The sequence below is a fragment of the Actinomadura barringtoniae genome (assembly GCF_017573505.1).
GTDB lineage: Bacteria > Actinomycetota > Actinomycetes > Streptosporangiales > Streptosporangiaceae > Spirillospora > Spirillospora barringtoniae.
In genome coordinates, this window is record NZ_JAGEOJ010000008.1 from 87081 (window position 1) to 98791 (window position 11711).

Annotated in this window: 14 protein-coding genes and 1 tRNA gene; 7 read left to right on the forward strand and 8 right to left on the reverse strand. The window is 69.9% G+C overall.

Annotated features, from left to right (window positions below; genetic code table 11):
- The first annotated feature begins 20 nt into the window (after positions 1 to 20).
- Together galT and J4573_RS20295 are read left to right on the forward strand one after the other, a co-directional pair.
- A complete protein-coding gene (gene galT / locus J4573_RS20290) occupies positions 21 to 1046 on the forward strand; it encodes a galactose-1-phosphate uridylyltransferase (RefSeq protein WP_208257344.1) in 1026 nt (341 codons plus the stop codon).
- Positions 1047 to 1055: 9 nt separating this feature from the next.
- Positions 1056 to 1547 (forward strand): GNAT family N-acetyltransferase, encoded by a 492-nt coding sequence (locus J4573_RS20295; protein ID WP_208257345.1) that lies wholly within the window; start codon positions 1056 to 1058, stop codon positions 1545 to 1547.
- On the opposite strand, the gene J4573_RS20300 is transcribed toward J4573_RS20295, so the two are convergent.
- Positions 1507 to 2409 carry a hypothetical protein gene (locus tag J4573_RS20300; RefSeq protein WP_307796739.1) on the reverse strand — a complete coding sequence of 301 codons (903 nt, stop codon included), beginning with the start codon at positions 2407 to 2409 and terminating at the stop codon, positions 1507 to 1509. The genes J4573_RS20295 and J4573_RS20300 overlap by 41 nt on opposite strands.
- Positions 2410 to 2512: 103 nt before the next feature.
- Here J4573_RS20300 and J4573_RS20305 point away from each other — a divergent pair.
- Positions 2513 to 2586: transfer RNA gene (locus tag J4573_RS20305), tRNA-Pro, on the forward strand.
- A 233-nt stretch (positions 2587 to 2819) separates the two neighbouring features.
- Here J4573_RS20305 and J4573_RS20310 read toward each other — a convergent pair.
- The 5 genes from J4573_RS20310 to J4573_RS55415 all read right to left on the reverse strand — a co-directional run bounded on the left by J4573_RS20310 (position 2820) and on the right by J4573_RS55415 (position 5563).
- Positions 2820 to 3437 (reverse strand): class I SAM-dependent methyltransferase, encoded by a 618-nt coding sequence (locus J4573_RS20310; protein WP_208257347.1) that lies wholly within the window; start codon positions 3435 to 3437, stop codon positions 2820 to 2822.
- A 42-nt stretch (positions 3438 to 3479) separates the two neighbouring features.
- Positions 3480 to 4166 carry a cation efflux transmembrane domain-containing protein gene (locus J4573_RS20315; RefSeq protein ID WP_208257348.1) on the reverse strand — a complete coding sequence of 229 codons (687 nt, stop codon included), beginning with the start codon at positions 4164 to 4166 and terminating at the stop codon, positions 3480 to 3482.
- Positions 4163 to 4531: an ArsR/SmtB family transcription factor gene (locus J4573_RS20320; protein WP_243773323.1), complete on the reverse strand. Its 369-nt coding sequence runs from the start codon at positions 4529 to 4531 to the stop codon at positions 4163 to 4165. The genes J4573_RS20315 and J4573_RS20320 overlap by 4 nt, the downstream gene beginning before the upstream one ends.
- 130 nt (positions 4532 to 4661) lie before the next feature.
- Complete coding sequence (locus J4573_RS20325; protein ID WP_208257350.1) at positions 4662 to 5411, reverse strand: hypothetical protein; 750 nt, start codon at positions 5409 to 5411, stop codon at positions 4662 to 4664.
- A gap of 20 nt (positions 5412 to 5431) precedes the next feature.
- Positions 5432 to 5563, reverse strand: coding sequence for a hypothetical protein (locus J4573_RS55415; protein WP_279575532.1), 132 nt, complete (start codon positions 5561 to 5563; stop codon positions 5432 to 5434).
- Between the two features lie 96 nt (positions 5564 to 5659).
- Between J4573_RS55415 and J4573_RS20330 the strand changes: the two genes are divergently transcribed.
- Both J4573_RS20330 and J4573_RS20335 read left to right on the forward strand, forming a co-directional pair.
- Entirely contained in the window at positions 5660 to 6235 is a 576-nt protein-coding gene (locus J4573_RS20330; RefSeq protein ID WP_208257351.1) for a copper resistance CopC family protein, read from the forward strand.
- Positions 6225 to 8177, forward strand: a complete 1953-nt coding sequence (locus J4573_RS20335) for a bifunctional copper resistance protein CopD/cytochrome c oxidase assembly protein (protein ID WP_208257352.1) — start codon at positions 6225 to 6227, stop codon at positions 8175 to 8177. The genes J4573_RS20330 and J4573_RS20335 overlap by 11 nt, the downstream gene beginning before the upstream one ends.
- An 18-nt stretch (positions 8178 to 8195) precedes the next feature.
- Here J4573_RS20335 and J4573_RS20340 read toward each other — a convergent pair whose 3' ends face one another.
- Positions 8196 to 9302, reverse strand: a complete 1107-nt coding sequence (locus tag J4573_RS20340; protein WP_307796740.1) for a cation diffusion facilitator family transporter — start codon at positions 9300 to 9302, stop codon at positions 8196 to 8198.
- Positions 9299 to 9736, reverse strand: a complete 438-nt coding sequence (locus J4573_RS20345; RefSeq protein WP_208257353.1) for an ArsR/SmtB family transcription factor — start codon at positions 9734 to 9736, stop codon at positions 9299 to 9301. The genes J4573_RS20340 and J4573_RS20345 overlap by 4 nt, the downstream gene beginning before the upstream one ends.
- A 306-nt stretch (positions 9737 to 10042) precedes the next feature.
- Here J4573_RS20345 and J4573_RS20350 point away from each other — a divergent pair, with 306 nt between their 5' ends.
- Positions 10043 to 10405 carry an ArsR/SmtB family transcription factor gene (locus J4573_RS20350; protein ID WP_208257354.1) on the forward strand — a complete coding sequence of 121 codons (363 nt, stop codon included), beginning with the start codon at positions 10043 to 10045 and terminating at the stop codon, positions 10403 to 10405.
- Between the two features lie 19 nt (positions 10406 to 10424).
- Positions 10425 to 11687: a GNAT family N-acetyltransferase gene (locus J4573_RS20355; RefSeq protein WP_208257355.1), complete on the forward strand. Its 1263-nt coding sequence runs from the start codon at positions 10425 to 10427 to the stop codon at positions 11685 to 11687.
- The last annotated feature ends 24 nt before the right edge of the window (positions 11688 to 11711 follow it).

Consider the following 11711-nt stretch of genomic DNA (forward strand, 5'->3'; position numbering starts at 1 on the left):
CACATGATCGAGGGACTCGAATGAAGCGCACCGCGACCCGGCTCGCCGACGGCCGCGAGCTGATCTACTTCGACCGCCGCGATGACGTCGACCGGAGCGCCGCCGACGAGCGCTCCCTTCCGCCGCGGCCGGCCCCCTCCCAATTGCGGCACGACCCCCTGCTGGACGAATGGGTGGCCATCGCCTCCCATCGCCAGGACCGCACGTTCCTGCCGTCCACCAACGACTGCCCCCTGTGCCCGTCCTCGCCGGGACACCTCACCGAGGTCCCCTCCCCCGACTACGAGGTGGCCGTCTTCGAGAACCGCTTCCCGTCCTACGGTCCCGCGGGCACAGACATGCCCAGTGGCCGCTGCGAGGTGGTCTGCTTCAGCTCCGACCACAACGCCTCGTTCGCGTCACTTCCCCCTGCTCAGGTGCAGACCGTTCTGGAAGCCTGGGCGGACCGGACCCGCGAGCTCTCTGCCCTTCCCGGCGTAGAGCAGGTCTTCTGCTTCGAAAACCGCGGCGAGGCGATCGGCGTGACGCTCTCCCACCCCCACGGGCAGATCTACGCGTACCCCTTCGTCGCCCCCCGGACGCGCCAGATGCTGGACGTGGCCCGCAACTACCCCGGCGACCTCTATGCCGACGTACTGGCCGCCGAACGCAAGCAGGGTGAACGCGTTGTGGCGAGCAACGACCTATGGACGGCGTTCGTCCCTCGCGCACCCCGCTACCCCTACGAGCTGCACATCTTCCCCCACCGCCCCATGCCCGACCTCACGGTCCTAGACCAGGACGACCGCGAAGCCTTCGGCGACCTCTACCTCGACGTCCTCGGCAAACTGGACCGCCTCTTCGGCTTCCCCCTCCCCTACGTCTCCGCGTGGCACCAGGCCCCCGTGAACCGCGACCGCGACATCGCCTGGCTGCACCTGGAGCTGTTCTCCATCCAAAGAGCCCCCGGCAAACTCAAGTTCCTTGCCGGGTCAGAATCCGCCATGGGCGCGTTCGTCAACGACGTGAGCCCCGAGGAAGCCGCCGAGCGCCTCCGCACCGCCTAAAGGAGACAATTGCAGGAACTCGTCACCTACCTAGAGATGACCAGCCCCGACGACCTCAACCCGGCCACGGTCCTCCCGACCATCGCCCTGGTCCCCGCGACAGGCCCCCAGACCCGCGCGCTGACCCTCCGCATCGGCACCCAGTACAACTGGGACAGCGCCGCGTTCACCGACGCCCAATGGTCGGACTACCTGGCCCGCACCGACTCCTGGATGATCACGTCCAACGACCAGCCCGCCGGCCTGGCCGACTACGAGGTCACCGGCGACACGGTCGAGGTCACCACGTTCGGCCTGGTCCCCGAGTTCGTGGGCAAGGGCATCGGCGCCCACGCGCTCACGCTCACCCTCCAACGCGCCTGGACCCTGACCCCCACGATCAGCCGCGTCTGGCTGCACACCTCGACCCAGGATCACCCGAACGCGCTGCCGAACTACCGCAAGCGAGGCCTGCGCCCGTTCAAGACGAAGCCCGGTATATCTCTCCCGCCAGCTTCGTGATCGTCTTGCTGGCCTCCGCATACGTGCTCCCCGCCGGATGCAAGGTCAGCAAGACCATGATCTTGTTGTCCCCCAGCAGCCCGGTCGTGTGCAGCACAGGCCGTCCCAGCCCCAGGAAGGGCCCCGACACAGGCCGGAACGTGCCTTCCCGACAGGCCTCCGCAGGCACATCCCCGAACCCCGACCACCCCTGCTTGATGGCCCAGGGCTTAGGCACGGCCCGCGGAATCCCGAAGAACTGATCAAAGTGATCGGTCCCGCACTGCGTGGCCCGCTTCAACTGCCCAACGACAAACTCCCGATCCTCTCCAGGAGCCCGCTCAACCAGATACCGATAAGTCTTGAGCACATCCGCCGCGCTCAACGCGGTATACCCCCAGAACCCAGGCTTGTCCGCAGGCGGAGGCGCGGTCTCCGTCAACCCCAGCTTCCGGGCCATCCGCTCAATGATCGCGCCCTTCCCACCCTCAGCCCAGAAATGCGTGGCCGCGTGATCATCACTGGACCGGAGCATCACCCGCATGAGCTCAAGCTCACTACCCTCAGGCTTCCCCCGCCGCTCCAGGTAGTCCAGCGCCAGCAGGATCTTCACCACCGAAGCCGACCGGAACGTCTGATGCACGTCATGCTGCACCAGAACCTTCCGAGCCTCCCGATCGAAGACCACGTATCCCGCCATGACCCCCGACGGCACCTTCACCACACGCTTAACGGGAGCCTTCGACTTCGTAGGAGTCGGCTCCACCGACCCGGGCGCCGACGGAGTCACCGACCCCGCCGCAGGCTTCTTCGCATCCCCATCACACCCGCACACCACCAGCAGGCCCACCGCCAGCCCGACCCGCGCCACCAACGAGATCACCAGGCCATGCCTACCAGATCCAGCCACCGCCCGCCTCGCCGTATCTCGGTACGCATGACCCCGCAGACTGCGCTACAGTAATCACGCCCGCTCAGCCGGGCGCCGGGACGTAGCGCAGTTTGGCAGCGCACTTGACTGGGGGTCAAGGGGTCGTGGGTTCAAATCCCGCCGTCCCGACAGAGCACGAAGCCCTGTCGATCGAGGCATAAGCCAAGGTCAACAGGGCTCTTTCATTTCCCGCTCGTGTGCTCCCCAAGATCAGACCACCCCGCAACCGGGGCACCTCTGGGGACCGGCGAGCACTGAGGTGCAGGCTCAGGACCTCCCTCGCATCGCTGATCGACCTCGTGTCGGTCTTCCGGAGCCCTTCTTTCGGTCTTCAGATCCGCCCGTCAGGCTGTCTTTGGAACTCAGCCGGGAGCGCGGAGGGCGGCCCACGTGCCCCAGCCTGCTTCGGACTCGGTGGCTTGCCAGTGGCCTGGGAGGGCGGCGGCGACGGTGGTGGCGGGCAGGTAGAGGGGGCCGTCGGGGCCTAGCTGGTTGATCCAGAGCAGGACGCCATCGGGGGCTAGGACGCGGGCGATCTCGCTGGGGAACAGGAGCATGTCGACTGCGACCACTGCGGTGATGGAGGCGTCGGCGATGGGGAGTGCGGCGGCGTCGGCGCGGATTCTGGCTGGGGAGCGTCCGGTTGCTTGGCGCAGCATCTGTTCGGAGAGGTCGAGGCTGATCACGGCGGGGAACGCGGTGGTCAGCAGGCGGGTGTGGGCGCCGGTGCCCGACCCGATCTCCAGGCACGGTCCCGTGGGGAGGGGGCCGCCGCGGGTGAGGGCGTCGCGGAGGGGTTCGTCGCGGCCGGTCGCCTGGCCGGTGTCCCAGGTGGCAGCGAGCTCGTCGAACACGTCGGTGAAGAACTTCGCGGCTTCGGGGGTCCATGGGTGTCCGGCGGCCAGGTCGCGCGCGAATGTGCGCAGAATCGCGGTGGTGTCGGATGGGGGCACCGGTTTGGCGGGCGGGCTGGGCAACACGCGGGTCAGCGTTGCTATCGCCACGGTGTCCTCCGGTGGTTGTCAGGAGCAGCAGGCGCAGCCGGGCCCGCAGGTCGCGCACTCGTCCTTGGCGGGCAGGGCACAGCAGGCGTCGCCGCGCCAGGCTTCGCGGCCTTCCTTGACGGCGACGGCGGCGATGACGAGGGCGGCGATCGGGTCGGCCCAGGCCCAGCCGAAGAGGGTGTTGACCGCCAGGCCGATGAGCAGGACGGCCGACAGGTAGGTGCACAGGAGGGTCTGCTTGGAGTCGGCGACGGCGCTGGCCGAGCCGAGTTCGCGGCCGGCGCGGCGTTGTGCGGCGGACAGCAGCGGCATGATCGCCAGGCTCAGGGCGGCCAGCACCAGGCCGGGGGTGGAGTGGCCGGCCTCGTTGCCGGTGGCCAGGGTGCGTACGGAATCGGCGGTGACGTAGGTGGCCAGCGCGAAGAAGGAGATGGCGATGATCCGCAGTGTCAGCTTTTCGCGGCGTTCGACCAGGTCCGGATCGCGGGCGGAGAACTGCCAGGCGACGGCGGCGGCGGAAGCGACCTCGATCACCGAGTCGAGCCCGAACGCCACCAGGGCTCCGGACGAGGCCAGGGTTCCTGCGGTGACCGCGAGGACGGCCTCGATCACGTTGTAGGAGATGGTGGCCGCGACCAGCCATCGGACGCGGCGTGCCAGCGCCGCTCGGCGCTGAGGGGACGGACCCAGCGAGAGTGTGGTCATGCCCGCACCTCGGGGGTGCGGGCGCCGAGCTCCTGGTCGGCGGCGGTGCCGTAGGTCGGGCAGAGCGCCACGGCGCGGTCGGTGGCCGAGAGCAGGTGTTCGGCCGAGCGGAGGAGGTCCAGGAGTTCGGGGGCGTCGATGAAGTAGAACGACTGGCGGCCCTCGGCGCGGTAGTCCACCAGCTTGCAGCCGCGCAGGCAGCCCAGGTGCTTGGACACCGTGGACTGTGCCAGCTCCAGCTCGCGGGTCAGGTCGACGACGCGGGCCTCGCCTCGGGCCAGCCGCTGAACGATCGACAACCGCACCGGGTCGGCGAGCGAGTGGAACAGCGCCGCCGCCGGAGCGAGACCCTCGATGGATGTCATTCCACAATCGGAATCAATCGCCATGGTGGAATGATAGCTCTCGAAGGTGATCGGTCAAGCCCCTCAAGAAGCGCGACGTCCTGCCCACCGGTGGGCAGGACGTCGCGGTCCTTCGAGGCCGTAGGGACGGTCAGTCGCCGTGCTCGCCATCGGGGTCGGAGTACTCGACCTCGTTCGTCGGCGAGAAGTTGCCGATCATGATGCGGCGGACGAAGGCGCCGCCCTTGGGGACCTCGTCGGCGTCGACCTCGTAGGTGAACTGCTGGCCCTGAAGGACGCGACGGCCGCCGAGGGTGACCGTTCTGCGGGCGACGTAGACCGCACCCCACGGGCAGCAGTAGTAGCTTCCGAGGGCCTTGCCCGAGGCGTCGGTGGCGTAGTCGATGGCGCCCTGCTTCTTGGCGGCGTCGATCTCGGCCTGGATGCGCAGGGTGGCCTTGGGCGCCGGGTCGAACTCCCACAACTCCTTGATGGACTGCTGGGCGCGCGGGTCGCGGCGCCACTTGGCACGGTCGCGCGGGGAGGTCAGGCACCAGGGGTCGAACGAGGCCGACTTGGGCGCGGGCAGTTGGTGTGCGGCGGCGCCGAAGTCGCCGGTCTGGTACTGGGAGATCAGCGTGGGCATCGCGGTGAGCTGGCCGAGGTGGTAGTACGACTCGAGGGCGCGCTGCAGGCGTTGCTCGATCTCCTCATGCAGGCGGGGGTCCGGGTCGGCCTCCAGCAGGCCTTCGGCGTAGTCGGCGGCGGTGCTCGCGTCCGCGGCCAGCTGCCGCAGCCTGCGCAGGTCGGCGGCGTGCTTGTCGGCGTCCTGAACGGTGTTCTCGAAGACGCCCAGCGCCACCTCGGCGTGCTGGCGGATCGCGCGGCTCGCGGCGAGCATGCCGCGCAGGATGGTGAGGCTCAGCCGGTGCCGTGACTTCCGTAGTGGCTGGGTGTGAGGCGCTTGCCGCCGAGCTTGTTGATCTGCTGCACCTTCGCCGGCAGCGTCGCGGTCCCCGAGCCGTGAACCGCGCGGTCGCCCCTCAGCCACACGAAGAAACGTTGAACCCGTCCTGCACCGGATGCGTATCACCGCATGCGGTCGGGCCACCCTCGCGGCCGGCCGCTCTTGACCGAGCAGGAGGTCGTATGCGGCGGTACCGGCGCGCTCTGTGGACTCTGAGCTGTGCCATCGCCACAGGCGCGACGGTAGGACTGACACCCCTCCCGGCCGCCGCCCATGCCGAGCTGAGAAGCGTCGATCCGGCCGACAAGTCGGTGCGCGAGGTGCTGCCCGCGGCCATCACGCTGACGTTCAGCGAGCCCGTGCACGGCAAGTTCACGCGAGTGAAGGTCGTCGGCCCGTCGGGGGCGAGGGCCGACGACGGCGACCCGGCGGTGGACGGCCCGGTGGTACGCCAGGACCTTCGCGCCGTACCCGGAACCGGGCGCTTCCAGATCGCCTACCGCACGGTGTCGGTCGACGGCCACGCGATCAGCGGCACACGCGAGTTCACCATCACGAGCTCCGCGACCGCCGAGGCCACCGCGCCCGGCACGAGCCCCGCCCGCGCGCCCGCCGCCGACCAGGCACGAGCCGGCAAGCCACAGAAGGCCGGCTCATCGGCGAGCGGCGCGTGGCTTCCGATCGGGCTGGGAATCTTGGCGGCGGGACTGCTGGCCGCGATCGTCATGGGTGTACGGCGGGGTCGTGATGGTCTCTGACATCGAGCACGGCCGGGTTTCGGAGGCCGAACGTGATGAGGTCTCCCCCGTTCAGCGGTCAGGTCCGCTATGGATGGGCATGGCGGCGGTGTCCATGGTCGTGCTGGCCGTGGTCGTACGGTTCGGCGGCGCGGTCAGTCCGGAGGTGGTGCCGGGGCTCACCAGGCTCGCGGCGTTCACGCTGGGCGGGCTGTCCACGGCCAAGCTCGCGATGAACGTGTCGGCGGCGGTCACGGTGGGGTGGCTGCTGCTGACCTCGGTGTTCCTGCAGGCGGGCCCGGACGGCCGGTTGTCGCCGCAGGGCCGGCGGTGCCTGCGGGCCGCGTCGCTGAGCGCGGTCGCCTGGGCCGTCTCGACGCTCGCCGTGGTGCTGTTCTCGGTCGCCGACGTCTTCGGGGTGTCGCCGATCACCGGGATCTCCGGCACGCTGGTGCGCAGTTTCCTGGTGGAGCTCACCCAGGGACGGGCACTCCTGCTCGTCGCCGCGCTCGCCACCCTGGTGGCCGTCACCGCGTACCTGCCGAAGACCCCGGGCGGGACCGGCTACCTGCTCGCCCTCACGCTATTGGGACTGCTGCCGCCCGTCTTCACCGGCCATGCCGCCGACGCCGCCGACCACGCGCTGGCCGTCTACAGCCTCGCCGCGCACATCCTCGGCGCGACCGTCTGGGTCGGCGGCCTGGTCGTCCTGGTCGCCGCGGCCTGGCCGCTTCGCGACCGGCTCCCCGAGATCGTGGCCCGCTACAGCACGCTGGCGGGCGTGTGCTTCGCCGTCGTCGGGGCGAGTGGCCTCATCAGCGCGTGGATCAGGCTGGGCGGCCTCCATCTGGGCTCAAGCTATGCCGCGCTGGTCGTGGCCAAGACCGTCGCCTTCGCCGCCCTCGGCACGTTCGGATGGTGGCACCGGCGAACCGGCATCCCCGCTCTCCGCGACGGAGCGGGCGCCGCAGTCTTCGTCCGCATCGCCAGCGTCGAGGTCCTGGTCATGGCGGCGACCATGGGACTGGCCACCGGCCTCTCCAGAACACCGCCGCCCGAGGTCGCGCCGAACACGCTCAACCTCACCCAACTCCAGCTGGGATTCCCGCTCCCCGGCCCTCCGAGCGTCCAGTCCTACCTCCTGCAGTGGCGGCTCGACCCGCTCTTCACGGCCGCGATCCTCGCCGGAGCCGTCCTGTACGCCGCCGCGCTCATCCGCCATCGGCGCCACGATGGATCCTGGCCGATCGCCCGGACCCTCGCCTGGTATGCCGGGCTCCTCACCCTGCTCGCCGCGACGGGCAGCGGGTTGGCCCGCTACAGCATGGTGCTGTTCAGCGCCCACATCGTGCAGCACCTCACGCTCAGTCTGCTCGCCCCTCCCCTGCTCCTGCTCGGCGCGCCGCTCACCCTCGGCCTGCGCGTCCTGCCCACGGGAGCCGCCACCGGTCGCCCGACACGAGACCTGTTGCCGGCGGCCTTGCGGAGCCGCGCGGTACGCATCGCCTGCCACCCTCTCGTCGCTACGCCCCTGCTGGTCGCGACTCTGTACGGGTTCTACTTCACCTCCCTGTTCGAGACGTCACTCCGCAACCATGCCTTCCACTCACTGGCCATGGCGGTCTTCACCCTCGCCGGGCTGCTCTTCCTCTGGCCGATCCTGAGCCCGGAGCAGAGCCCGCACCGGCTGCGCCCCGCCATGCGCATCCTGCTGCCCGCTGCGGTCCTGCCGTTCCACGTCCTCTTCGGGAAGCTACTCATGACCTCCGACAGCCCTCTGGCATCACGCTGGTATGTCGGCCTCCGACGTGCCTGGGGACCGGCTCCCCTGCACGACCAGCAGGCAGGCGGGGTACTGGCTCTGGCCCTCGGAACGGTCGCCGCGTTCCTGGTCGTCCTCGCGCTGGCCAACCAACACGTACGGCAGAACCTCGAAGACCGTCGACCCCAGTCAGCACGCTGACCGGGCTCACGCACTGACTCAGGGGGTGGTCGTGTCCTCGTCGGGGGCTCGGTGGACGGGGCCGTGGGAGTCGTCGCAGTGCGGATCGGTGCCGGGGAGGTTCAGCACGGGGTCGGGGGCGTGGTCGACCTGGAGGGTGGTGTGGGTGATGCCGTACTCGCCCAGCAGCTTCTCCAGCTCGGCGCGGACCGCGTGACAGTCCTGGCCCGGCTCGACCAGCACGTGCGCGGACGCCGACGGCATGCCTGAGGTGATCTGCCAGATGTGCAGGTCGTGCACCTCGGCCACATGCGGGTGCGCGGCCAGCGCCGGGCCGAGCCTGCTCGGCTCCAGCCCGGCCGGGGCCGCCTCCAGCAGGATCCGCCCGGACTCGCGCATCAGGCCGATGCCCGCCTTGAGCATCAGCGCGACCACGACCAGGGTGGCGATGGCGTCGGCGCGGGCGAAGCCGGTGAGTACCATGACCAGACCGGCGATCGCGGTGGCGATGAAGGCGTACAGGTCGGTGAGGATGTGCTGGAACGCGCCCTCGACGTTCAGGCTGGTGCGGTTGGCTTTGGAGAGCATCCACGCGGCCGCCACGTTCACCACCGTGCCGACCAGCGCGGTCGCCAGCACCAGGCCGCCGGTGACCTCGGGCGGCTCGATCAGGCGGCGGATCGCCTCGTACCCCAGCCAGCCCGACAGCAGCAGCAGCGTCAGGCCGTTGGCCTGCGCCGACAGGATCTCCGCGCGCTTGAGGCCATAGGTGAACCCGCCACTGGGCGGCTTGGCCGCCAGCCGCATCGCCACCAGCGCCAACACGATGGAGGCGGCGTCGGTCAGCATGTGCGCCGCGTCCGACAGCAGCGCCAGCGAGCTCGCCATCAGGCCGACCACGACCTCGCCCAGCATGAACACCGTGATCGCCGCCAGCGCGCCGGTCAGCCACCGCCGATCGGCGTCCGCGCTCACCCCATGGCCATGCCCGTGACCGTGCCCATGACCGCCATGCCCATGCTCGTCGTGGCCGTGGTCATCGTGGCCGTGCTCGTCATGACCGTGCTCGTCGTGGTCATGCTCGTCGTGGCCGTGTTCGTCCTGCGACTGGGCGGCCGGATGCTCGTGCAGATCCTTGCTGCTCACGAGGCATTGCCTTCCTGGGAGGAGGAGTCGTGTTCGGGGTGAGCCGCCGCCGGGGCGTGCTCGATGTGGGTCAGGGCGAGGTCCAGGAGCATGCGCACATGGCCGTCCGCGAGCCGGTAGTAGGCCATGCGGCCCGCACGCCGCGCCACCACCACCCGGTGGGCGCGCAGCAGCCGCAGATGATGCGAGACCGACGACTCGCTCGTGCGCGCCACCGCCGCCAGGTCGCATACGCACATCTCGCCCTCCAGCAGCGCGACGAGCAGCCTCAGCCGGGCCGGATCGGCCAGCAGCCCGAAGACATCGGCCAGCTCGACCACGTCGGTGTCGTCGGGCATCGACGCCACCACGGTGGCGACACGGTCCCGGTCGACCACCCGCACCGCACACCCGTCGATGTCCACGAACGCATGCTCATCTGAACCACTGCTCATAAATCGAACCCTAACGACCGCCCGCCGCCCGGTCGGCCTCTTCGAACATCGCGCCATGGTCAGGTGCTGGAGGTCTCGGCGCGCGCGTCCGCCCGCCAGAACCGGCTTCGCTCGAAGATGGCCGATGGCAGCCGAATCACCGGCCGATCAGGGGGCTACCGTCGTGAGTAGCGCTACGACGCGCTGGGAGATCGTCCGTCGCCGGAGAGGTCGTGGGGCCGTGCAGCGGTCACAGCCTTGGGACCGGGAGGCGGTGCACGCCGAACGCTTCCCGGAGCGCTTTTCATCGTTTATCGTCGATGAACGATGGATAGTGAGAAGGGACCGCTGGACCGGCCCACCGCCGCCGAGTACGCCTCCTGGTTCAAGGCCCTGGCCGACGCGACCAGGATTCAGATCGTCTCGCTGCTGGCCCGCCAGGGCCGGCCGATGAACGTCGGTGAGATCGTCGAGGCGGTCGAGGTCGTGCAGTCCACGGTCTCCGCGCATCTGAAGGTGCTGGCCGAGGTCCGCTTCGTGCTGGTCGAGCGGCGCGGCACCGCCGCCTACTACCGGATCAACGACGCCTGCGTGAGCTGCTTCCCGTCCGCCGCCGACGTCGTCATGGGGCGCCCGGCCCCACCCCCGCCCGCCTGCGAGCCGGCGCCGCCTGGATCGGCTCCGCGGTAGCCATCGAGTTGGGAGAGCCATGAGCACGCACGACCGGCAACCTCCATCGCGTGATCAGATCGTCGACCGGTACGGCGCGCTCGCCCGTGCCGCGTCCGAAGGCCTGCAGATCATCGACTGCGAGCCCGGCTCGTTCGCCGACGGGTGCTTCGGCGCCGCCGGTTACGGCGACACGACCGGCCTGCCCGACGGCGCCGTACGAGCGAGCCTCGGCTGCGGCGACCCCACCGCCGTCGCCGACCTGCGGCCCGGCGACACCGTTCTGGATCTGGGTTCGGGCGGGGGCATCGACGTGCTCATCACCGCCCGCCGGGTCGCGCCGGGCGGCATCGCCTACGGCCTGGACGCAAGCGCGGACATGCTCGAGCTCGCCCGCGCCAACGCCGCCGAGGCCGAGGTCGCCAACGCCCGGTTCCTGCACGGCCACATCGAGGAAATCCCCCTCGACGACGCGACCATCGACGTCGTCATCTCCAACTGCGTCATCAACCTGTCCACCGACAAACCCCGCGTGCTGGCCGAGGCCTTCCGCGTGCTGCGCCCCGGCGGCCGGCTGGGCGTCAGCGATGTCATCGCCGACAGCGAGGACGGCGCTCTTCGCGCGGCTGCTGAGGAACGCATCGGCTGCACCGCGGGCGCCCTCACCCCGGACGTCTACCGGGAGATCCTGACCCACGCCGGGTTCATCGACATCGCCATCACCCCCATCGGCCGGGCCGGAGACAGGTTCCGGTCCGCCATCGTCCAAGCCGCCAAACCGGCCGGCGCGACCGAGCCCGAGGGCGTCACCGTCCGCCGCATGCGCGCCACCGACGCCGACCAGGTGCTCGCCATCTACCAGGCTGGCCTGGACACCGGCGACGCCGGCTTCGAAACCTCCGCGCCCGCGTGGCAGGACTTCGACGACGCCAGACTCCCCGAGCACCGCTACGTCGCCGCCGACACCACGACCGGCGACATTCTCGGCTGGATAGCAGCGGTCCCCGTTTCCGGCCGTTGTGTCTATCGAGGCGTCGTCGAGCATTCCGTGTACGTCCACCCAGAAATCCGCAACCGCGGTGTCGGCATCGCCCTGCTCAGGTCGTTCATCGCTTCAACCGAGGCGGCCGGCATCTGGACCGTCCAATCCAGCATCTTTCCCGAGAACACCGCCAGCCTGCGCCTCCACCAACGGGCGGGCTTCCGCGTCGTCGGAACCCGCGAACGTCTCGGCCTTCATCACGACCGCTGGCGCGATGTCATCCTCATCGAACGTCGAACCGCGACCAACCCGCTTTTCTGAGGCACACGGTCGATCCCCGGCCGG

Bases quoted from the DNA above. Each gene is read 5' to 3' on its own strand.
- J4573_RS20315 (WP_208257348.1), bottom strand. From the start codon at position 4,166: ATGACCACACTCTCGCTGGGTCCGTCCCCTCAGCGCCGAGCGGCGCTG.
- galT (WP_208257344.1), top strand. From the start codon at position 21: ATGAAGCGCACCGCGACCCGGCTCGCCGACGGCCGCGAGCTGATCTAC.
- J4573_RS20320 (WP_243773323.1), bottom strand. From the start codon at position 4,531: ATGACATCCATCGAGGGTCTCGCTCCGGCGGCGGCGCTGTTCCACTCG.
- J4573_RS20345 (WP_208257353.1), bottom strand. From the start codon at position 9,736: ATGAGCAGTGGTTCAGATGAGCATGCGTTCGTGGACATCGACGGGTGT.
- J4573_RS20335 (WP_208257352.1), top strand. From the start codon at position 6,225: ATGGTCTCTGACATCGAGCACGGCCGGGTTTCGGAGGCCGAACGTGAT.
- J4573_RS20325 (WP_208257350.1), bottom strand. From the start codon at position 5,411: ATGCTCGCCGCGAGCCGCGCGATCCGCCAGCACGCCGAGGTGGCGCTG.
- J4573_RS20355 (WP_208257355.1), top strand. From the start codon at position 10,425: ATGAGCACGCACGACCGGCAACCTCCATCGCGTGATCAGATCGTCGAC.
- J4573_RS20350 (WP_208257354.1), top strand. From the start codon at position 10,043: ATGGATAGTGAGAAGGGACCGCTGGACCGGCCCACCGCCGCCGAGTAC.
- J4573_RS20330 (WP_208257351.1), top strand. From the start codon at position 5,660: ATGCGGCGGTACCGGCGCGCTCTGTGGACTCTGAGCTGTGCCATCGCC.